Genomic DNA, 22,098 nt, shown 5'->3' on the forward strand with positions numbered 1-22,098 from the left:
AGTTAAACTATTCCCAGTCAGTGGTGATACCGTGATACGAGTTACTGCACAAATACCTACGGTGATGGAGTAAGCACGTTAACAGAGTAAATTTCTATTCAGTTATTACGTTGTTATTGTATATCAATTGTAGTTTTAGTGAAAAACTATAACTAATTATGCACACCCTTCGAATCATAATCTAAAAAAGAAACAAAAGTTCATAATTAACCGCAAATAGGAAATCCATAACTCAAATTATTAATTGTTCTTTTTTCTATTCTCACACAACTTATTGAATCAGGGTCAAATAGCATTAGATTATATCCATTCATACTAACTGAACTCTCAAAAACTATACCATGGTAGCCTGCTGATTTAGTTTCGTTAAGACTTTTTATGTAATCCACAATAATTTGGGTTGGTAAATAATCCAGTTTACCGTCTCCACTACGAATTGGCTTAGAAATAGCCCTATTTATTTTATGAAAATTCTCTAAGTTTATCGCAAACATCGTAGGGTCATCAAATTCGAAAACATCTAAATTTTTCAACAATCTAAAATCAATAACTTTTAATTTTTCATCTAATCGAAATTTACCTATATAAACTGTGTCACTTAGGTTAGGTCTAATCTCGCTAATAACGGTTCCAATTTCATTCGCTAAATATAAATGACTAATTCCCTCTGAATTAGCCCTTCCTGCGGTTGCCACAGAAGGATGAGGTGCGCCCATTTGAAATACAGTCAACTCTTTATCATTAGATATTCTACCTCTATAAAAAGTATCCTCATCAATAGTAGAGGTGATTTTAGGTAAGTATTCATTTAATACACTATAATTAAGATGATTAGTATGAAATCTATTTTTGTGTTTAATATATTCAACAACATCCTCCCAAGGTGTTCCCCTTAATACCGAGTTTTGATATAGATAATCAACGTTCATCCACTCAATTATTCCTACTTGATTATTTAATAATGATATTTTATTTGGATATCTACTTTCGAGAAGTAAATTTAAAAACATGTGTATTTTTTCTGCATCAAAATCATTAAAAATACTCCACTTTTTTTCAAACTCATCTTTAATACTGACCAACTTATACGGTGAATATCCATCAGTCATTAATTCAGTACCTAACTTAAATATACTTAAAATATTGTTAAACATCTCATCAATGCCTTGGTCATTCTCTAAGCTATATATATGTACATTATTATTACCACAAAAATCACATTCACCAATTCTCTTTATACTTTTAATAATGCTTTTGATTACCTCAGATCTAAAACATTTCTCGCAACAATTCATATATATGCCCCCTAGCCTAACATTTTATCTAATAACTCTAAGTGATGCATAATGGATAATTTTTTTAGAGTTGGTAGACCAGGATATGTTCCGTCATTATGATGTTGTAAAAAACTTCTCATTGCAAAAGTATTAATTCTTTCATCTTTGAAGCTTCGATGCCATTTCACTAATTTTTCCAAAGCCTCAAAGAATTTACCAGCCGGATCACTAATATCGTCATTTGAATCTGAAACAAAGTGCATAATCTCCAAAGCATTTTCTAAGTTTGGATACACAATATGTATCGCTATGGCATATGGAGCAAAACCACCCTCGTTATATTCTTCTCCAACAATTGAATAATCTGAGAAACCTATGTATCCTTCATCTCTAAAATACAGATGTTCTTCTGAAAAAAATTCATTTTCTTGTTCCATATAGTCAACATTTCTTGAAAGTTTATGAAATTCATCGTTCAGACCAACTAAGTTCCTATTTTGTAGAAGTCTTCTAAAAGAATTATCTCTTGGTATCACGTTTAGACAAGGTGTTGCATCATCAAAAATCCCATTATAAATTTGAATCAAACTTCTTTCTGTATGTATAATTGCTAATTCTGTTAATTCAGTAAAAAATCCATCCTGCAAATCTTGAATTTCCTTCTCTGAATCTTTATTCAAATTGTGACCAATAATAATCGAACTACTTGACATAAACTCTTTATATTGCTGATATATGCTACTTATACTTAGTTCCCCCGTAAATGAACCTATTTTAGGATTAGAAACAATAATTAACTTTCTATCATTCTTTTCAAATGCCTGAACAGTAGATATTAATGTAGAACTGAATTTAATAGGTTCAATAATTGGAATAATACCACTGCTCATTAAGCCTCTTGATTGTAATTCTCTAATTGCTAATAGATCATACTGTCTCCCTCTAATTATCGGATAATACATGTACTTTCTTCCTCCTTTTATGTTGGTTTTTTTAATATTTCATCTATCTTATATAATTCCTGATGTTTAATATTGCTTAGATAAATTAGCCACCTAATTGGAGTGGGTAAGCCTTTTAATATTTTTACATCATAATGTACTATTCTCTTTCTTAACTGATTCAGTACCAATCTCTGTGCTTCTTTAATAGGTAACGCTTTAAACCATTGAAGAGATATTTTAAAATACTGAACTGGCTTTACGTCAGGCAAACAGCCAAATTGAGAAAATAATAATTCTTCATACTCTTTTTTCCTTAATAACTTAAATAGAACTTCATGATTCAGGTTATTATCATTCTCGACAGCCTCTTTTTTAACGCTCAATCTAACGTCATCAGTTAAAACAATAATGCCTACCGATAGGTTTGATTCTTTAGTGACTTTATAAACTGGATAGTAGTTCTTCTCAGAAGTCACAACATATACTTTACTAAATGCAGTTGTATAATCTTCTAATTGATACACCAACCTTTCTAAATTATCGAGATCAGTCTTAATCTCATAAACTATCCCTACTTTGTGATTAATTAAAACAAAATCAGCCTTTGATTTTCCAATTGTTAACTCACTAAAAGCTGAGGTTGTATTCAAGCTATACTTCCCCAATACCAACTTATTAAATAACGTACTTTTATAGAAATACTCATTTCTATAAAATTGGTTCAACAATGTATAATTTTTTTCAAGTTCTTCATTAAATGCGTTTACACTGAAATTTTCTGAAAATAAAGTACTCATGATGTACTTTCTGCTAAAGAATTTATTCAAATACGTATAATTCAAACTAATCACACTTTCTAAACTAAACTACTATTGCAATCAATTTTACATTAGATATACCATTTTAACTTAGAAAATCATGTTTTTACCTTTATTATACTACCAATTCTAACAAATTTACTCATTTTTTGGTAGCGTCAAGAAGTTTGTGTAAGAGAACAGAAAGTAGCTTCTCGGGTATCTGTTAGTGGGTGTGGATGTTCTTTGGGGCGGGGAAACCCGCCCCAAAGAACGAGGAAATTAGGCAGGTTCTTCCTGCCCTTCCTGCACCGGGTACCGCGCTTCAAACATGTTGTTCAGTTTCTTCTTAACCTCCAGATCACCGAAGCCGCGAATCACTCGTTCGCTAAAACGTTCATTGTAGTCCATCACGTCGAGGTAGACAATTTTCTCTGCCGCATCCATATTCGTGAGACTGTTCATCGGCTTTAGGCGCTTTCGGATTTCCTTGTTCATTCGTTCAATCGGATTGGAGGTGTAGATTGCTTCTTTCACGAGTGCCGGATACTTGTAAAACGTTAGCAAGGTAGAGAGTTGCTCCTCCCAAGACCGCATCTCTTTGGGGTACAGCTTGCCCCATTTTGCCTTTACCGTATCAAACGCAGCTAGCGCCAGATCGTGGTCCTGCGCCGTGTAGATGGTCTTTAGATCCTCAATCACTTCCGTTTTGTGCTGGATCCGGATTTTAGGGAAGGTAGAGCGAACCTTGTGGACAATACAGTGCTGCACATCGGCTTTTGGGTAGGTTTCTTTAAATGCAGCATCGAGTCCTGGTAGCCCGTCAAATATACCGAGCAGTACTTCCTGTGCGCCTCGGTTGTAGAGGTCTTTCAACACTTCACGCCAGCCGTTTGCGCTCTCTTGGCCACCTACATAGAAGCCAAGAATTTGCCGGTGCCCATCTTCGTCGATCCCCATCGCGAAATAAACGACTTCTCCCTTGACGGTCCCGCGTTTAAGCTTGACGTACAAGCCGTCCAGATAGATCACGGAATAACGCTTGTTTAACGAACGTTTTTGCCACTGGTGGATGTCGTCAAGTACCGTAGCTGTTATATTACTGACCGTTGTGGGGGAGTAGTGGCTGCCAAACATACTTTCAATAAAACGGGCTACATCCCGGGTGCCCATGCCCGACTTATACATCTGAATTACCGCCTCTTCCAGCCAGCCGTCCCGTCTCTGGTACGGCTCAAACAACTGAGTCTGGAACAGACCTTGGCGGTCTCGGGGAACCTCTAAATCCTCCACATTGCCGTATTTCGTATGCAGGTTTCGTGTGTAATATCCGTTGCGGCTGTTGCGTGCACCTGCTTCATCACTCGACATGAACGCTTGGATTTCTGCGCGCATAATGGATTCCATGTTATCTTTTACAAACTGAGTGACAAGATTTTCAAATAGATTATTAAGTTGGTTTTCGGGTAAAATAGTCATCGAGTAGGGTTCCTTTCTTGGTGGACTTCGCAATCCCGAGAATACCCTACTTTTTTGTTGCCTGACTAGGCTCCAAATCCTGGTACACAACTTATTTTACGCCATCCATTTTTTTATTTACAAAAATAAATCAGTCTTAATGTTAACGCATAATAGTATTGCTTCGTTACCTTTTACAAGTTGCTGGGTAGATGTGAACCTGAATTTCTTCATATAAAAACCAAGTTCCGACTGTAAACCTCCCCCCGCCCCTACACAACAAAAAACCACTCTTATTGAGTGGCTAGTCCTTGTATATGTGTTCTACAGCTTTCTGCTTATCATCTTCACTTGGCATCGAATACCTTAAAATCATTTTCGCACTTAAATGACCACTCAAACTCTGAATGACACAAATATCCTCTCCTGCACGTACAAGCCCTGTAATGAAGCTGTGTCGAGTCTGATGGTCATTGTGTCCATGCATCTCCATTAGATGCTAATACGCTCTTGTCTATTACTTATGAATAGAGCAGGGTTACTGTCTGTTCTTTCATCAAGATATTTTTCTATAGCGCTTCTTACTTCCACATCAGCTAGTGTACTCTCTTTATTCCCCTTACCTGAACGAACTAGCATCGAGCCTTTGCGGTCGCTTACATCAACGTCTGAGAGGTCTAGAGTGACTAATCCCGACACACTACTACCAGTCATGAGTAGTGTCATTAGAATAGCATAATCTCTTTTATTACCTGTACGATCAATATCTCTAATTAACTTATTCCGTTCAGACTGTTGCTTTCGTATCGCTATACATCTATATAGGGTTACTATCTCTATGTGTACTGACACTCTCCCCTAAAGACGATCACTTTTCAACTGTAAACCTAGCCTCCGTCCCGCTTAAAACTGTTTATGCTTATGACACAGTTCATCATAATGTATCTAAGAGTAAAATAACGCTTCAATTTTAGGGCTACATCAATATGAAAAGAACCATTCATCAAGTATGAATGGTTCAACAAAGAACTTCTCTTGTATTGAACGAATTATCAGAAACTTGATATCTGAGTGAATATCCAAAAGTAACTAGCAGTTGAATGATATCTGACAGCGATTAGTACTTATAGCTATTCAAATTACTAATCAATCCTTTAAATACCTTTCCGTTAAAATCACAGTTGGTACGATAGTAGACGTTTAATTCGCAAACGGATCTGGTACGTGAAACTTTTCTTTTATTTGTGTGATACAGCTTTCTATTTCTTCGATAGAGCCAAGATTCCTGAATTTAATTGCGTAGTCCAAAGCAGTAGGCGAACTACTGTAAACACACAGTAGTATGTTAATCTCTGACAACCTCTCGTTTACAAAGTCCTTATTACGCCTTGCTAACTTATTTAAAGTTTCCCTGTGGTTTGCATATACATATTCCGCTAAGGAAACCTTATCCTTGTTCTTAGACGTTAGGTAAATCTGCAAGGTCATATTTCCTTGGTCTATCAAAAAACCAATCAGTCGGAAATCAGCAAGACCAGCGAACGTTGTTAATACTCGCAATGAGATGTCATCACTTGCTTTAAAGTCTTTGTAATCCTCCTTATTGGCTACTGATACTTCGACGATACTCTTGTACTTGGAGAAGAACTCTTCAATACTGAGATTGATCACGTCTTTTCGCATCAACATTAGTTCTTTATCGTAAGAGTCATCATCTGGATCAAATAATGTTTGGTAGTAAGTAAATTCATAATCGGAGTCTGCGATAAGCTCTTCGAAACGGTCTGTGAACTTATCGCCGTAATTAATCCTAGCGTATGTACTCTTTTCCACTAACCTCTCCAAGTAAAGCTTTTCCTCTTTCTCCATAGCCTTTTGCGTGAGAATATTAAGAACATAGCATAACCTGTCCTCCATGTAAGACTCTAAACTATCGCTTACTAGTACAAAATAGTCGAATGGTTTGCACTTTCTTACTCTTACAGTAGATACTGGGACAGTGTTTTCTCTCGGGTTATGGTAAGTAAAGTATTGCGTCCTATCATACCGACCCACCAAGGTGGTTCTTGGAGTTCTAATGTAATTAAATTCAATAGTTAACTCGGACTTCTCCACGTCAAGGAAGTACAAAAGACCTGTTTTGTCGTAAATATGTTCATCGAATTTAACCCGTTTTCTAGCATCTGTAAAGTCCCTAGCTGACGAGAATTTCATAAACTTAGCTTTGTCGAAAATCCAGAAATCCTGAATACCGACAGACTCATATAAGTTATGGCGTTCTTTCCAATGAGCAATGCTTATTGGACTGTGTTGAAACTCGAAAGCCCATTTCAGTCCTGCAAGCATTCCATCTTTATGCTCTACATAAATATCTGCTATTTGTCCAGTGGTGGGTATATGCACCTCATATTGCACAAATGCAGTAGGAAACATACCCCTTAGCCATTCGTGCAGAATGGTCTTGCCCTTGATGTGGCTTTTTGTTTCAGGCTCATGACCAACATATTTACATTCTGCTACACGATGTGCAAAATGTGATGTATTTACGCTACCTTTCTTGAATATCACATCTCCACCACAGTTAGGACAAAATACTTGATGTGCCTTTACCAATTTAGAGACTACCTTCACATCACAATTTGTTGAAATCATGGTCTCTTTACTAGCTGTTATACATCTTAACAAAATAACACCCCCATATATAACTAAAGTTTGAATACCCTATCATTATAGTACCTACTCCTCATTTGAAAGAAAAGATGTGCTATATGGTTATGTATAGATTTGTTCCAGAACACGTTACGACTAATATGTTCAGCGCTAGTACAATGTTGCGCTTTTTTTCATTTATAGAATACTTAGTCTAGTTGAAGAAATCCACCAGTTAGTTCAATAACACTATCAATATTACTCTACAACATCATAATGCGTAGACTGTTTCTAAGGCATACTTGAATATCACATGAATCTTTACACAAGCCCAACAGAGTTGTTCAAAAGTCAGAAGTCATATAGTCCCGCTCCTGCTTCCTTATACAATGTCAATAAGTATAATTTAAGCCACATGTGTCAAATGTTCAAATCAGTACGTTTAGCAATATGTCAATAAACCAATTAAACATTTAGAAACATGTCATAAAAACGATATATATTTTGACACATAAATGGTATAATATTCATATAACAATACATGGAAAGGGTGATGGCGATGAGTGACATTAGACATTTTGGCTATGTGCGAGTATCTAGCAAAGATCAGAATGAAGCAAGACAATTAGAAGCAATGAAAGACCTAGGAATACTACAACGTGACATGTACATAGATAAACAGAGTGGCAAGGATACTAATAGAACTGGATACCAGTCTATGAAGAATAGCCTTAGAAAGGGTGATATTCTATTCATTAAAGAACTTGACCGACTAGGACGTAATGCACAGGATATCAAACGTGAGTGGCAAGAGATAACGCAGGAAATAGGCGCTCACATCGTAATCCTTGATATGCCCATCCTTGACACCAGACAGTATCAGAATGGGTTAGAGAAGCTTATATCAAGTATTGTTCTTGAACTATTATCATACATGGCTGAACGTGAGAGAGAAAAAATAAATGGAAGACAAGCAGAAGGTATTGCTACAGCGTTGAGTAACGGAGTGGTATTTGGACGCCCCAAACAAGTAATTACGGATGATTTTAAGCATTCATACACTGAATGGAAACAAGGAGCGATTACAGCTGTTGAAGCTATGAGAAGGCTTAATATGAAGCCTAATACATTCTATCGTCGAGTCAAGGAATATGAGTTGCAATCAAATTAAACGTCCCTAGTGGACGTTTTTTTCATAGTCGAACACTATTTATCTTCCTCAATTCTTTATATACATTACTTTATGTTTTATCTTAGTGATAAATATGTATATCGTAGTCTATAGAGTCTCGTTAAAAATGCTTAAAACAGCCAATTTTATAATTTCAGATTTCCATCAAATTCATTATCACGAGTTCGCCTAATTTCAAGCGTTTTTTTTGATTTTTGTAAAATATAGTAAAAAAAACCAAACAACGAAAACCCCCTTAGTTTAATAGGTTTTTCAACTCGTAAATTTTAAGCTGATTATTAAAAATCTTAATTAATCATAAACTAACATTTCGGATATTATTAATGATTTAATTCTACTTTATTTAAATATTTTTAGGGTTATAAATATTTCCAAAGTTTTGATCTTCTTTAAAAGAGTTCAAATCAAACAGAGTATAAAAGAAACATTTCTCAATTATTTAAATAAGTAGACCTATAAGATAATTCAATGGTAGAATTTAGGTGTTTATAGAGAAAGGGGATCAGTTATAAATAATGAATGAAGATAAAACAGCGGAGATATTCAAATTTGTAGTAGTTTTTATAATTATAGCTTGGTTACTTGTTCGTTGTGCTTCTCTTCCTAGCAACGAGCCAAAAGATTTTAAAGATATGTCAAAAAAGGAACAGAATCAATTTTTGGATTGGCGTGACAAAGAACAACAAAAAAGAATTAATAATGAATAGTACATATTGAAATTTATAACCAATCCTAAAGTAAGACTTTTTCTTAACAAAACCTAAAAAACAGAAAGATACACTTAACCATCTAAATAAATACAAATCTGTATTAAAACGAGAAAGAGGACTCTTTAATTTTGCTGAGCCCTCTCTTCTATGTACAATATGATAAGTAATAGGTAATTATATATAGCATAGCTATATATATCCTCTCTCATGAACTTTCCCTTGATCTATAGGGGTTAGAAGTTATAAATTTAAAATAACTTAACCAACTAGACTTTGATATTGTCTTCTAGGTAATATCTTTTTTAATTGATCTTCACAAAAAAAATACCGAATACACTCACTAAAACTCTTATAATCATCAGTTACAAATGTTTTTGTTTTTTCATTAGACACGCAATCCAGATTCAGTCTATATTTATTGGGTAGTTTCATCTTCCCTTTACCTTGTCTATTTCTTTCAACAATTTCGATGATTTCTTTCGCTTCTAATTTTTCAATTTGCCTATTTACTGTTGCTGTTCCCAATCCAGTAGATTCAGCCATATGAGGAAAAGACATGTAAAAAACGCCTTTTTATTAGCAAACCGTTTTGAGTGGATCAATAACGCATAACTAAGTAATTTTTGATTTTTTTCTGTACACTTATTTATAACCTCAGTGATCTCTTCGTATGTAATCTTCAAATCTTTGTTGCTTGGAGTCAAATTATAATCACGCTCAAAAATATCTTTTACAATTTGTTCGATATCCTTGTAACATAGTTCAAGTTTGGTACTATATGTATTCGTGTCTTGTCTATCCATCCATAATTTTAACTCAGCATCAACCTGTTCAGATTCAAGCCCACAATATTTTAGGTAAAGAGCAATCGCAAATAATGATTTATGCCTGCTGCCTAATATCTTCAGGCCATTTTTCAATAGCTCCTGCGCCTTGTTAATTGTATAATCTTCGCTTTGATCATATATTTTTAGTGGCTGATACTGAGCTAATACGTCTTCTGTTTTAATGAACGTCTCGGTATCAATGTTTCCCTGTGAGTGTCGACCAATTACATTCAAAATTGTTTCCGACTGAATTTTTGTAACACTCATTCAATGCTGTTCAGAGTGATATTTATCCATTACTAGCAAACCAGTTTCAATGAGACAAAAGCCACAATACCTATTTGTTTTACTATGAAGGCCAAGAGGCAATTTAACCCCTTGACCTGATGTAGGCCTAAACTCAATATTTGATTTGTACTTGATAAGATTCGTTTCAATCAAAACATGCATATAAAATTGATGTGCAGCCTCAATTAAAATGAGATCATCGAAAAATATATCAATGTGATAGCCCTTATTACCACTAAAACTTATGTAATGTTCAAATATTCCTGATTCATTCAAACAATTTGCAATTACATATGTAGCCCATTTTGCCATTGATGGATTGTCCGCAAAGTCCACATCAAATGTGAGAAACTTCGTTTTATACTGCCCAGCAAATGTACCTATGGTCATTTCGCTGTTTAAATGTTTGTCTATTTGCCAAGTTGACAAAGGAAGTTGCCTCTTCCCCTGCTTCGTTAACTGTCCAGCTTGATATGTTATGTATTGCGTTGGATACTGTATAAGATATTTTTTAGTTTGGATTATGTACAAGTCATATAATTTATTTGCAATTCCCTCATTCAATCATTATTTCCCTTCCATTATTTTTGTATCTCTTTATAGTTGCCAGCGGTCAAGACTATATTTTTCGTTTCGCTGTTCATCTTGCCACTGAGTAATAATTTCACATAGTTTGTTGTAGCTCTCTGTTAGCTCTTGTTTTAAGACTTGATCAAAATCAGCGTAATGCTGCTCATCCCTTAATTTCGTTCTATATTTCCAATATTTAGAATTCGTTTCATCTGGCTTAAAACCATTTTTATTCATTAGATCATTTAACTCTGCATTATTGACCCAGCAATACCCTTTGTCATCGTATTCAGCGTCAATCATTAAAATTAAACTCCTGTCCGTTAAATGTGATTTTACCCACAGATTTAATATCAATATCTCCGTTAGACTTTAATTTGATAAAAGAGCCATTATCATTCCCAATAACTAAATCTCCGGTTTCAGTTGACAGTTCAATTCCTTCATCTTTTAGAATGAGTCGGCGCTCTTTACCATAGTTGCTATTGTGATAGACTATGGTAAATGCTCCATTAGGCTTCAAAATTTCAACTTTGCCACTAATACGTTGCCCTGATGCACTGACTACGGCCCCGTCACCCTCACCCATGCTAACAAAAGGGATTGCGCTATCTCCATGACCATGGAAGCCGTAATGTCTTTTTATCGTTCGCGTATCCAGTTTGTTAATCGTACCTGGTTCATTAATTTTTATTTTTTCGGTCTTCCCCCATTTAGTAGGAGTTAAATGATAAACTATAACCTCACCGCCTACGCCCTCATCGGCAAGAGCTTCGTAAATTGGGATAAAAAAATCGGGAGTGATATGTACAGTCTTTAGATTAATTAGTTCTTGCGCTTTACTCATATTTTTACCGTACGCAACAAACAAATTGTTCCTATGTCCATAGTATCTATCTGTCGGCATAAAATTAAGATGATTATTTGTAAACTGGCAATATGCTAAATTATTATGATCAAATCCATATTTGCTGAAAGCTAATTCGTCACCTTCTTCGGAATGCTTATTAAATATCTTAATTGCAAGCTCTGTAAGTATTTCAAAACTCCGATCTGATTGATTTCTAAATTCAGATTGCAATTTAAGTACCATATCTATATCACCCGAAAAAAAGTATGCCTCATTGTCAATAATAATTACTTTTTGATCTGTACCTTTTACGTCCCTGTAAAGCATCCCATTAAGTTTAAAGCTGATAGCGGTATCAACCGCTATCCAGTGTTCATCTGGCTTACTTGCCGAACTACATAAGCTCATTATTTATCTTCCTTCCATTTTATAAGTATCAATTCTCTATTACTATTTTTTATACTTTAGGTTTTAGCCTTATAGATATTTGGGGATATGTAATCGGTAAATTTAAATTATATGTATTTCCAAGTTCATCGGTGATATCTCCAATAGACATTGAACCACTATACCAAGTGCTCTCATCATCATTTTCGTACTCTCCAATCTCTTTCCTTCCGAAAGTGACATTTTCAGATTGAACTAAATACATTTGATCATTAACTTTATATAATCTTCCGGTATCTCCCTTAAACTTGATACCTAATGAATCAAGAGCTTCCTGTTTTGATTCAAAGCGTCTGTAACTTTGAACTGAATCTGAACTGGGATTAATAATACCAGTTACATTAAACAAGTAATGTGGCCTTGCTGCCGCTTTTATTACATTTTCTTTTATTGAAAGCATCTGCATGTTACTAAGCGTATAATTCTTTTGGGCATCAATCCGATCTATTGAAGCTCTAAAACATTGTTTATTAGTTTCCTCGTAATAGATAGATTGCTTAATCCACTCCGTCCACATTTCATTTTTAAGAAATATAATATCTAATACCATTACTTCAGCATCGTTCCAATCACACGTTATATTTGCATAAATCCCTTGATTATATCTGCAAGCATTTATTCTACTTACCGCCGATTCGTAGAGTAGATGAGCTGCTACAACTTCGCTATTTTTTATAATTTCTCTTTGTAACAAACTTTGAACAAATTTTATTGCTTTAGGATCATTGTATTTTTCTCCATGGATATTTTTCCATTCCTCGATCTCTGTTAACGGTATTAATCTGGGTCTACCTCTTGTCTCCATTTTCATTTGAGTCTTCGTAATTTTCACTTCTCCTTATTCATTTGGTTATATATGTATTTTGCTCATCTCATCTAAGCTCTGCTATTTATATAAACATGCAATTTATACATGGTGTTTTAAGCAAAAAAATGAAACTATCTATACTACTTAATTATTTAAGATTAATTCACCCCTTTTAACAATTATATTTACAAAAGTAAAGACTATTGTAAATCCGGTTTTATTATGTTATATTTACTAAAGTAAAGATTAGTGTTATTAATAATCAATCCAATATTTCTATCGATGTTATTATCTTGACTAATAAAAGTCAAGTTTATTGGTGTTTTTCATGTAATCGTGGAGACTCTTGAAATTGTGTTTATTACATATATCGCTATAAGAGCCTATAACTCAGTACTACTTCTGAATTGGAATCGATTTCGGAATTATTTGTGGTATCCCCTCTCTTCTTTCATCATATAATATTCATCCCCCTAATTGTCAAATTTGTTTTATGAAATATTTATTAAGTATTTATATCACAACGTATATTAAAAATTATTATAGATAATCCTAACTACCTAGCGCTATTGACTCTGAGACTACTAACATATATCATATCTATAAGGTAGCTGTAAGAGCCTATCACAGCGCTCCTATAGCCTAATACGTTTTACCGTTGGTGTTTGTCCTTTCTCGGAGGATAGACACCTTTCATTTTATATAAAGGAGTTGAATATATACATATGTCAAAAGTAAATGAACCAAGGTCTTTTACAGTGGTAAGTAAAGGATATAACAACATTCAGGACAAACGAAACTTAGATATTGTATTGTGTAAACTATTTATGGACTATATTAAAGCGAATCCTGACTTTATTAGAAATAATAAAGAATGAGTTTTAATTTATCTACCTCAACATTTTTTTCCTGCGTCTAAGCGCAGATAATTCCGCTCTTATTTCTGTTCTTCGATTTATACCAGTTGTTCTTTCCTTCGCCTCTGACACCAACTTATAATATCTCTCATTAATCACAGCAAGTATATTATCTACTTCAAAAAAAGAATTGATCATAATAATCCTCCGTTAATTAAAATTATCAAACCCAAACATAGTGCGGTGTTTTGCAAAGTGTTCACTGAAGCCAAAGCCAACGCTATCACAGATGCACTGTTCCTACTCCATTCCCTCCAGCCATTATCAGGGGGTCATAGTAGCGATACATTTCTCAATGTCATCAACAATACTCGGCAACTCTTCCCGTGGGGTATAGATCGTTACAACGTCTAATGAGCCATGCCAAAATTCATGAAAGAATATCTTGGACATTGAATCAGACCAAAATTGTTCCTGCCAATTGATTATCCATGGTTTAATAGTGTTTAACTCTAGTAGTTTAACGAAGTTAATGAATGATTGTTTGGACTGTTCTGCGAGTTCAATAGCATAATCAAGGTTGAAGTCAACTTCGCCATAAACTGTTTGATTGTTCATTGTCATTATTTAGATCCCCTTTTGTTATATGATTGCTTTCATTTGAATTATTTTGTAAAATTACAGACCACTAAAAAGATTAATAGTTGCCTACTTCTTTTTATGGCTTATAAATTTCCTTTATTGACTACAAAAATTGAGTTACAGGCTTAGAAATTATGTCGTTGAATAATTAGTTTGATCATAAGAACATTCCTTTCGTTATGTGAATTGACAGATAAAATGTGCATGGATAAATAAGGATATATAATGACATTCCTCTGTATTGGTGATATACTTCTCCAGTGAATTATTATTCGCTAATGCGAATATACATCTACAAGAACTATAATATTCGCCAATGCGAATAAAGTCAATTAATTTTTAGGGGGAAAGATTTTATGTTGAAATTAAATATAAAACTTAAAGAGGTGTTGAAAGAAAGAGGAATAACCCAAAAAGAGCTGGAAGCTATTTCAGGGGTTAATCAAGCCAGAATTTCACAGCTTTGCAAAGAAGGAAGAAAAGAAGTAAGCTTACCAATCTTAGAAAAGATTGCAGCGGCTCTTGATATAACAGACATATCAGTTCTTCTACAGTTTGTAGAATCAGACAACGAATAACACACAGTTTATAACGCTTTACAGCCTACATGGTACATAGATTGACTTCAACATAGAATCAATAATATACCTGGTGACATAGTAAAAAAGCCTTGAAAGGTTATCTCAGGGCTTTTAGCTATCTTATTATACTTTTTACATAATTCCACAAAACACTATTATATTTTATTTAAATAGTCATTATTACAAATCATAGAATGACAACTTACGCAGCCTATTACAAATACAATAAAGTTGTTGATAGTTTCATTTTATTCATGGTAGAAATGTAGAATTCAAAGTGGATATTTAATATTATTTGAGGAGAGATGAATTTGAAAGAACCTAATAAAATCCTTTTCAATGGTGAATTTTATAATTATGAAGAATACGAAGATGGATCAAAAAGAATCTATAAAGAAAAAAACAGTAGAGGCTTTAAAATAAATATAAAAGTTTCGGGAGATCCAGAAGAACTTAAGGAAGGTATGAAAGCTCTTAAGGATTTTTATGTAAAAGGATGCTTGTAACTTCTATAAGAACATGAAATGCCAATTTCATCTCGAAATCTATATTTCATCTAGTCACCAGAATACACATTCTTTGTGATTGGATAATAATAAATCTCAATATCTTCGTGAATAAAGCCTCTTCTTTGAGCAGCCAAAAGAGTTTCATACATGTTCGTTCTTCCTACGGGATTGTCTGTATGTAAATATATCTTATTTACTTTTAATCCATGCTCACAAAAATATTTAACTAAATCATAACCATTTGGTAGTTCTTGTCCATGCTCATCCTCGCCTAGGTCATGATCCAGAGTCAAAATATTAACATTTTGAGATTCAATAATGGTTAATGCCTCTTCGTATGTACGAGCAAGTATAAAACCCTCAGGACAATCACGAAGATCATCTACATACAGGTTAATTTGCTGTGGCATGTACTCACTCCTCCAGTAAAACTTGCATTTCATTAAATTGCTTTCCCCTAATAGGAGAAATATTTATCATCCCACCAGCCAACAAAACCATTGCCATAGTCTAGCTTCCACTTGCCTTGACCCTTATCGGCCTTTTGATCCCACCAGCCATGACATGTGTCTCCAATAGATAAAAATACTCCTCCGACCAATTCCTTTGGTGGATTCTCAATAACTCTTAGTGTTTTACTTGTTCCGTGTATCATCTCATACTCCTTTTCATAATAAACTTTAAATAAAACATGCCTTTTCTACGCTTCATCTTCGTACTGTGCAATACCTCAACCGAATGATAAAATGATTTAATCTTTATTAGAATTGAGGTTAGTATAACTAAATCAAGTAACACAAGTAGTTTTTCATTTGACAATAATTTTATAGCATTACTTAATGCATGGTCATTTGTAACCAAGAAAGACAAGTCCTCCTTGTTGCAAGAAGCATTTGCCGAATATATTAAGATGGAACAGCATGCAGAAGTCTCTAAAAAGGTCAGCGCGATCAGCGATATCTTAAAGGGTAATTAATTCTTTTAGTGCCCTATATGCGTCTAGTATGAATGTAAGCCGTATTTCTTGTGGTAAGCCTCACCATTTTCACGATACCATTCTATAAATTTATAAATGATTTCTTTATCTGTTCTAGCGCCCATTCCATTGATTTTGTTTTTGTTGTCCACCAATACATTGACACGATTCCCGAAAATGTTGCTATACGAAAGGTAATACAAACCATCTTTATACCTAAAAACATGAATTGTTAATATATCATTGTCATACGATTCTTCTTCAGTAATAAACTTGTGTTCATACGGACACCAACAAACCAAGTCAGTCATTAAGTAACTCTCGAGGTCAACCACATGTTTGCGTAGATAATACAATCCAGTCTTCGGCATCACTTTAACACCTTTCTATTGCGCACTATGCGTCTACTGCATATTAAGTTAAAATAGCCATTTTATTGGACTTCATAATATCCAATGGCTAATTCTTTTTGCATATGTTCTTTTAGTTCTATCATTTCTTCACTAACTCTATCCAGTTTGGCATTTAATTCTCTTCTTACATCGACTTTATCTCTATTTGGGATTTCATCATTAAATATCTCTTCGAGATCATTACAAATCTGTCTTAAACCAGTAGATAGTCTTCCACAAATATCAGATACTGTATCAGAAAGATACAGTCGAGAGTATAAATGTTCATTATGAGTTTTGATTACTTCTTTTCTGGCTTTCATTATTTCTATGTTATTATAGAGCTTTTGTATCTCTTTAGCCGTTTCCCTTCTTTCTGAAAATTCCCAGTTATTCAAAAAATAAATCATTTTTTCTTCAATAACGTCGTTTTCTAAAAGATATTTTTTTAATTCTTCTGCATTGAATTTTGCAAAGTCTGGGATCTGCCTATAGCCCCACATGCTTGCGACACTGCCTTGCGCAGTCATAAATAAACTGTAAAGTTTAGTATAAATCTCATGTCGTTTGGTAGTATACAAACTAAAATCATGCATCTTCCGTTGAATATCAAACTTATTCTGTTCAATTATGAGTTGCAAATCGTGTTTATGCTGTTCTAATTTTTTTGCGAATTGTTGATCAACTGATTTTTTCGCATAATATCTTATTCCAGCCCAAATAACTACTAATAACATAGGAATAGATATAAAATAACTTCCCCAAATAATAGGTATGTTCATAATTCCACCCCGTCCATATTGATTCTTATAAAACAGTCATTTCATTTAAAGTTTTCAATTGTTCCGTTATTAATTCTTTTCAGCAGGACATGAAATGCCTTATTGTCTTCACTCATAATTTCACTTAACTCTCTATTCGACATTTGTTCATATTCTTTAATTTCCTCATCGTTAAAATCAATCACTGTTGTCTTCATTGAAATCTCTCCTCTTGTATATCAGATGAAATAGTTATTTGATCAACTATCGCGTAAGTTCGTAAAAATTACATTCGTTTTAAACTTGTAAGTGCTAAAGACATTATTAAAATGATCTTTATGAAAATACTCACTCTTTAAATTAAATAGCCTTGAAATATTCATTATTGAAAGGAATCATAATTTTCATCAGAGCTCAAAAATTACTACATCATATTATTCGGGAAATCTACTCTTATAAAGATAAAGATACTTTAGGATTATTTTACCATATGAAATAATACATGAGTATCAATAATTTGGTTCGATAAGAACAAAAAAGGACTAAGCATGAGCTGCTTAATCCTATATTTAGACTTACATTTCCGAATGTTCTTTATCAAAGTGTTTATTAAATACTTCTTCTACTCGTTTTCTCAACTTATCGAAAAGCGCTTGTTTTGTATCATCTGTAGGCAGCCATAACTCCCCATATTGCTCACAAAAAGCACTATATAGCTTTTTCTCATCTTCCGTGACTTCAATTTCTAGGATTTCAGACATTAGTTTTTTGCTACGTATTACTTTCATTAAATCAATATACATCTTTGAAAGTCTCTCGCTTGCAAAATCGGAAACAATATCTTGAGTAAATGATAAACTAGGTACTACACTTTTCATCTTTAGTGGTTTGTTTGTTTTTCTTTTTTCAGTAAGGATATTCTTTTGTTCCTTTAGAGATAACTGAATTTTAATAATGTCGTTAAATTCTAATTTCTCGCCTTGAATAGTAGAACTGATTATTTTAAGTCCATTATTACAAAGTAACTCATCAATTTTCCCCAACTGAAATCCAAGTAATTGATAAATCTTATCTTTCCTAGTTTCACTTGTCTCCCATTTTTTTAAAGGAACATCTACATGATCCATACGAGAATCATTTAGCAAATCAACATGAAAGCTAATTGTTAATGCATAATTATCTTCGCGTTTTAATTCTGTTATTATTGGTAACATAGCAAGATGTATCTGATCAGCAAGTTCAAGATTAAAAAGATCTGCTTTAAAGATGTATTCCATAATCCTCACTCCTCATAGTATATTAATTTTGCATTTTCCACTTGCTAAGTGGTGAATGATTTTGATACTTCCTCGCTATTTCTTCACGGGTTAAATCCATATAAGCTTGCTCTGTAACCGTGACTGAGCTGTGACCAAGAATACGAGATAACGTATAAAAATCTCCTCCGTTTAACAAATAATACCTTGCAAAATTATTCCGAATCATGTGAGGGTGAACATCTATCCCAGCCATCTTGCTAACATCTTTTAATTGCTTCTCGAATGATTGAATACTTAGAGGAGTTCCTTTTGTCGTTGGAAATAGTAGTTCCGATTCTGTGTATCGGTCTTTAAATTTTAGATATTGCTTTAATTCTCTTTGCATCATATTGGAAAAATAAACATACCGTTCTATTCTACCTTTAGTTTTAGTCAATAGAATCATTTTACTCTTAAAGTCGATTGCGTCTAATGTTACTTCTAAGCATTCACCAATTCTCATGCCAGTATCTTGCAACAATAACACGATGATTTTATTTCGATATCCATGAAATTTGGTATAATCAAACTTTTCAATCAATCCATTAAACTCTTCTTGGCTTATTCCCTTTTTCTGTCTTCTTACAGTTTTTATTTGTGAGATATTCTCAACAGGATTTTTAAGTAACTCTCCTTCTTGTTTCAACCAATTAAAGAAAACCTTTATGTTTCGAATGTAGTTATTAATTGTGATTGATGAAACCTCTTTTTATGTCCAACACGTACTTCTTTCACCTTATCCACATCATGCTGATTCTTTAAATAAACAACAAATAACTTCACAGATTGTTCATAAGAGTTAATGGTCTTACGTGATAAATTCTTGTTTTGACAATATGCTAAAAAGTCTTCTAAGAAAAACTCCAAATCCGATAACTTCATACAAATCCTCCGTCTCTTTACCTACAAAAACAAAACCCAATAAACCAAAAAGGTTTATCGGGTGAGATGGAAAAAGTTTATCGGTTTCAAAACAAGTTTATCGGTTTTTATATACTGACTGTAAACACCTACCAGTACCTACAATCCCTTACCACGCACTGCCCCTAACCCTTTCAACTAACCTTATGCTCAATCCGCAGCTTGTCAGCTACCATGGCAATAAATTCCGAGTTAGTAGGCTTAGATTTGGAGATATTAATGGTGTAGCCGAATAAATGGCTGATGGAGTCGATGTTGCCACGGGTCCAAGCCACTTCAATTGCATGGCGAATCGCGCGTTCTACACGTGAAGGCGTGGTCTTGAATTTCTCTGCTATGGCTGGATAGAGTGTTTTTGTAATCGCACCAAGGATCTCGATATTGTTATATACCATAGTGATCGCTTCGCGCAGGTACTGATAACCCTTGATATGTGCTGGAACACCGATTTCATGAATGATCGAAGTAATGTTAGCATCAAGATTCTTGCCCTTTGTAAGCGGCACTACATTCGATCTGGACGTCGACGAATAGTTGTACATGTTAGAGGATGAGCTCATGCTGCCTTGGACCCCTACAAGCTGACGTACACGATTTGCCAGGACCTCCATATCGAACGGTTTCAAAATATAATAGGATGCACCAAGCTGTACAGCTCTTTGAGTGATGTTCTCCTGACCAAAAGCGGTCAGCATGATGATCTTCGGTTGAGGATTCAGATCCATATCACGCAGACGTTCCAAGACACCCAGACCGTCTAAATGTGGCATGATGATATCAAGAATAAGGACATCGGGAACTTTGCGTGCTTCGCTTAGCATTTGAAGCACTTCTTCACCATTGTAGGCGATACCCGTTACCGTCATATCTTCTTGTTCAGAAATGTATTCGGAAAGCAAATTCGTAAACTCCCTGTTATCATCGGCCAACAACACTTCAATATTCTGCACTGGCTGCTTCCTCCTTAATTATATCTGCTATTCGAAAATAACATTTTTTTCTTGTCTCTTAACATTTTCGACATGGAGATTGAATTCCCTTCTGTCGAAAATTATTTTTCTTTATTTTTTTTCTGGCATGGATTATAATTAAATATTTTATTTCAAAGTTCGATGATCTTCGTAATCCTTCGACAAAAAAATCTTAAGGCTAAACCGCCTTAAGATTTAATGGATACCTATTCTCCTGTAGGGTTACACCAGAATCCTTGAGCATCCATTCGATGAAGCAACCGTAGCCGGACTTAGGATCATTTACAAACACATGAGTTACAGCGCCGATGAGCCGTCCATTTTGAACGATTGGACTTCCGCTCATCCCTTGAACGATACCACCTGTCTTATCGATCAGTCGCGGATCTGTGATACGAATGACCATACCCTTTGTCGCGGGCGTCTGCTGATGTGCCACATGAATGATCTCAACCTTAAATCGTTCTACCTGCTGCCCATCTACAACGGTAAGAATTTCAGCTGGACCTTCCTTGACTTGATTGCTCATTGCCACAGGAATAGGTTCTTTATAAAGACTATGCTCGGGATTACGACTCATTTTACCGAAGATGCCAAAATCTGTGTTACTCTCCACATTACCAAGCACTTGGCTTTCTTTTAAGAAATGGGCTCGTTTCTCACCCGGATCGCCATCCTGGCTTTTAGAAATCGAAGTTACACTGGACTGAACAATATGACCGCTGCCAACAACAATTGGTGTTCCGGTATTCATGTCCGTAATCACATGTCCTAAAGCTCCATAAACCCCCTGTTTCGGGGCATAAAAAGTTAACGTGCCGACACCCGCTGCAGAATCTCGAATGTACAGGCCTAACCTCCAGACTTTGTCATTAATATCATACGCAGGTTTGAGCTTGGCTGTATGCTCTTTCCCAGCGCGTTTAAAGACAATCGTCAGAGAATTATTCGCTTTTCCAGCACGATCCACAAGCTTGGCCACCTTAGATAACTCGTCCAGCTTCTCTCCATCAATGGAGATCATCAAATCACCTGGCACCAAACCGCTGATCTCACCTGGGGAAAGCTTGGATTTCTCGGATACTTCAATCAGATGATGTCCAACAACCAGAACACCTGCTGATTTCACCTTTACTCCGATCGTTTGACCTCCCGGGATCACCTTTAGTTCCGGTTTGATTGCATGCGCACTCACCTTGGCAGGTTCACTGTTCAGTGGTGCGGCAAAACTTTGGTGGGTTCCCGTTATGCCCGATAAACTAAGAAAGAAGGCAAATAAAAGGCCTGGCATTAACTTCCTGAGGTTAGGCTTCAATGGCTGTCACGCTCCCTTTTGCTTCTTTCGCTTGACGAAAAAGGTGGTCGCCAATTGC

The 22,098-nt window shown here is 34.8% G+C and carries 28 protein-coding genes; 4 read left to right on the forward strand and 24 right to left on the reverse strand.

All coding sequences use genetic code 11. The annotated features are described in order from the left end of the window. Positions 1-206: 206 nt before the first annotated feature. From ACN6KS_RS21210 to ACN6KS_RS21240, 7 genes are all read right to left on the reverse strand, one after another. On the reverse strand, positions 207-1,295 hold the full coding sequence (locus ACN6KS_RS21210) for an RES family NAD+ phosphorylase (RefSeq protein WP_440960419.1): 1,089 nt from the start codon (positions 1,293-1,295) through the stop codon (positions 207-209). A gap of 11 nt (positions 1,296-1,306) precedes the next feature. Continuing rightward, entirely contained in the window at positions 1,307-2,239 is a 933-nt protein-coding gene (locus ACN6KS_RS21215; protein ID WP_440960420.1) for a sce7725 family protein, read from the reverse strand. Positions 2,240-2,256: 17 nt separating this feature from the next. Then, on the reverse strand, positions 2,257-3,018 hold the full coding sequence (locus ACN6KS_RS21220; protein WP_440960421.1) for a sce7726 family protein: 762 nt from the start codon (positions 3,016-3,018) through the stop codon (positions 2,257-2,259). A 282-nt stretch (positions 3,019-3,300) separates the two neighbouring features. Beyond that, a complete protein-coding gene (locus ACN6KS_RS21225) occupies positions 3,301-4,497 on the reverse strand; it encodes an IS256 family transposase (RefSeq protein WP_280789143.1) in 1,197 nt (398 codons plus the stop codon). A gap of 283 nt (positions 4,498-4,780) precedes the next feature. After that, complete coding sequence (locus ACN6KS_RS21230) at positions 4,781-4,969, reverse strand: tyrosine-type recombinase/integrase (RefSeq protein WP_440960422.1); 189 nt, start codon at positions 4,967-4,969, stop codon at positions 4,781-4,783. Next, positions 4,969-5,328: a tyrosine-type recombinase/integrase gene (locus tag ACN6KS_RS21235; RefSeq protein ID WP_440960423.1), complete on the reverse strand. Its 360-nt coding sequence runs from the start codon at positions 5,326-5,328 to the stop codon at positions 4,969-4,971. The genes ACN6KS_RS21230 and ACN6KS_RS21235 overlap by 1 nt, the downstream gene beginning before the upstream one ends. Before the next feature lie 348 nt (positions 5,329-5,676). Next, positions 5,677-7,161 carry a competence protein CoiA gene (locus ACN6KS_RS21240; RefSeq protein WP_440960424.1) on the reverse strand — a complete coding sequence of 495 codons (1,485 nt, stop codon included), beginning with the start codon at positions 7,159-7,161 and terminating at the stop codon, positions 5,677-5,679. Positions 7,162-7,684: 523 nt separating this feature from the next. Here ACN6KS_RS21240 and ACN6KS_RS21245 point away from each other — a divergent pair. Together ACN6KS_RS21245 and ACN6KS_RS21250 are read left to right on the forward strand one after the other, a co-directional pair. Further along, the gene (locus tag ACN6KS_RS21245; protein ID WP_440960425.1) at positions 7,685-8,296 is read left to right on the forward strand and encodes a recombinase family protein; all 612 of its coding nucleotides are present in this window, start codon (positions 7,685-7,687) and stop codon (positions 8,294-8,296) included. A 536-nt stretch (positions 8,297-8,832) separates the two neighbouring features. Beyond that, a complete protein-coding gene (locus ACN6KS_RS21250; RefSeq protein ID WP_440960426.1) occupies positions 8,833-9,024 on the forward strand; it encodes a hypothetical protein in 192 nt (63 codons plus the stop codon). A gap of 261 nt (positions 9,025-9,285) precedes the next feature. On the opposite strand, the gene ACN6KS_RS21255 is transcribed toward ACN6KS_RS21250, so the two are convergent. The 7 genes from ACN6KS_RS21255 to ACN6KS_RS21285 form a co-directional block, all read right to left on the reverse strand. After that, positions 9,286-9,585: a hypothetical protein gene (locus ACN6KS_RS21255; RefSeq protein ID WP_440960427.1), complete on the reverse strand. Its 300-nt coding sequence runs from the start codon at positions 9,583-9,585 to the stop codon at positions 9,286-9,288. Next, a complete protein-coding gene (locus ACN6KS_RS21260; RefSeq protein ID WP_440960428.1) occupies positions 9,534-10,121 on the reverse strand; it encodes a hypothetical protein in 588 nt (195 codons plus the stop codon). Before ACN6KS_RS21260 ends, ACN6KS_RS21255 begins: the two co-directional genes overlap by 52 nt. Then, positions 10,122-10,706, reverse strand: coding sequence for a TOTE conflict system archaeo-eukaryotic primase domain-containing protein (locus tag ACN6KS_RS21265; RefSeq protein WP_440960429.1), 585 nt, complete (start codon positions 10,704-10,706; stop codon positions 10,122-10,124). It lies immediately after the preceding gene. Between the two features lie 33 nt (positions 10,707-10,739). Beyond that, positions 10,740-11,015: a hypothetical protein gene (locus ACN6KS_RS21270; protein ID WP_440960430.1), complete on the reverse strand. Its 276-nt coding sequence runs from the start codon at positions 11,013-11,015 to the stop codon at positions 10,740-10,742. Beyond that, on the reverse strand, positions 11,008-11,970 hold the full coding sequence (locus ACN6KS_RS21275) for a hypothetical protein (RefSeq protein ID WP_440960431.1): 963 nt from the start codon (positions 11,968-11,970) through the stop codon (positions 11,008-11,010). The genes ACN6KS_RS21270 and ACN6KS_RS21275 overlap by 8 nt, the downstream gene beginning before the upstream one ends. A 49-nt stretch (positions 11,971-12,019) precedes the next feature. Beyond that, positions 12,020-12,841 (reverse strand): hypothetical protein, encoded by an 822-nt coding sequence (locus ACN6KS_RS21280; RefSeq protein ID WP_440960432.1) that lies wholly within the window; start codon positions 12,839-12,841, stop codon positions 12,020-12,022. A 1,157-nt stretch (positions 12,842-13,998) separates the two neighbouring features. Next, positions 13,999-14,298, reverse strand: coding sequence for a hypothetical protein (locus tag ACN6KS_RS21285; RefSeq protein WP_440960433.1), 300 nt, complete (start codon positions 14,296-14,298; stop codon positions 13,999-14,001). Positions 14,299-14,672: 374 nt separating this feature from the next. On the opposite strand from ACN6KS_RS21285, the gene ACN6KS_RS21290 reads away from it, so the two are divergent. Continuing rightward, complete coding sequence (locus tag ACN6KS_RS21290) at positions 14,673-14,894, forward strand: helix-turn-helix domain-containing protein (protein ID WP_081390668.1); 222 nt, start codon at positions 14,673-14,675, stop codon at positions 14,892-14,894. Between the two features lie 314 nt (positions 14,895-15,208). After that, positions 15,209-15,403, forward strand: a complete 195-nt coding sequence (locus ACN6KS_RS21295; RefSeq protein WP_076179934.1) for a hypothetical protein — start codon at positions 15,209-15,211, stop codon at positions 15,401-15,403. A gap of 50 nt (positions 15,404-15,453) precedes the next feature. Here ACN6KS_RS21295 and ACN6KS_RS21300 read toward each other — a convergent pair whose 3' ends face one another. The 10 genes from ACN6KS_RS21300 to spoIVB form a co-directional block, all read right to left on the reverse strand. After that, positions 15,454-15,816 (reverse strand): cyclic-phosphate processing receiver domain-containing protein, encoded by a 363-nt coding sequence (locus ACN6KS_RS21300; protein ID WP_440960434.1) that lies wholly within the window; start codon positions 15,814-15,816, stop codon positions 15,454-15,456. A gap of 47 nt (positions 15,817-15,863) precedes the next feature. Next, positions 15,864-16,061, reverse strand: a complete 198-nt coding sequence (locus ACN6KS_RS21305) for a hypothetical protein (protein ID WP_440960435.1) — start codon at positions 16,059-16,061, stop codon at positions 15,864-15,866. Positions 16,062-16,405: 344 nt separating this feature from the next. Next, on the reverse strand, positions 16,406-16,753 hold the full coding sequence (locus ACN6KS_RS21310) for a hypothetical protein (protein ID WP_440960436.1): 348 nt from the start codon (positions 16,751-16,753) through the stop codon (positions 16,406-16,408). Between the two features lie 62 nt (positions 16,754-16,815). Then, complete coding sequence (locus tag ACN6KS_RS21315) at positions 16,816-17,556, reverse strand: hypothetical protein (protein ID WP_440960437.1); 741 nt, start codon at positions 17,554-17,556, stop codon at positions 16,816-16,818. Positions 17,557-17,597: 41 nt separating this feature from the next. Next, positions 17,598-17,753, reverse strand: a complete 156-nt coding sequence (locus ACN6KS_RS21320; RefSeq protein WP_440960438.1) for a hypothetical protein — start codon at positions 17,751-17,753, stop codon at positions 17,598-17,600. 357 nt (positions 17,754-18,110) lie between these two features. Beyond that, positions 18,111-18,812: a hypothetical protein gene (locus ACN6KS_RS21325; protein WP_440960439.1), complete on the reverse strand. Its 702-nt coding sequence runs from the start codon at positions 18,810-18,812 to the stop codon at positions 18,111-18,113. A 22-nt stretch (positions 18,813-18,834) separates the two neighbouring features. Then, positions 18,835-19,479 carry a tyrosine-type recombinase/integrase gene (locus tag ACN6KS_RS21330; RefSeq protein ID WP_440960440.1) on the reverse strand — a complete coding sequence of 215 codons (645 nt, stop codon included), beginning with the start codon at positions 19,477-19,479 and terminating at the stop codon, positions 18,835-18,837. Between the two features lie 17 nt (positions 19,480-19,496). Then, the gene (locus ACN6KS_RS21335; RefSeq protein WP_440960441.1) at positions 19,497-19,715 is read right to left on the reverse strand and encodes a site-specific integrase; all 219 of its coding nucleotides are present in this window, start codon (positions 19,713-19,715) and stop codon (positions 19,497-19,499) included. A 173-nt stretch (positions 19,716-19,888) separates the two neighbouring features. Then, positions 19,889-20,704: a sporulation transcription factor Spo0A gene (spo0A, locus tag ACN6KS_RS21340; protein WP_042129795.1), complete on the reverse strand. Its 816-nt coding sequence runs from the start codon at positions 20,702-20,704 to the stop codon at positions 19,889-19,891. 199 nt (positions 20,705-20,903) lie between these two features. Then, a complete protein-coding gene (gene spoIVB / locus ACN6KS_RS21345; RefSeq protein WP_440960442.1) occupies positions 20,904-22,040 on the reverse strand; it encodes a SpoIVB peptidase in 1,137 nt (378 codons plus the stop codon). Positions 22,041-22,098 lie beyond the last annotated feature (58 nt).

The sequence above is a fragment of the Paenibacillus nitricinens genome (assembly GCF_052056485.1).
GTDB classification, from domain to species: domain Bacteria; phylum Bacillota; class Bacilli; order Paenibacillales; family Paenibacillaceae; genus Paenibacillus_AQ; species Paenibacillus_AQ nitricinens.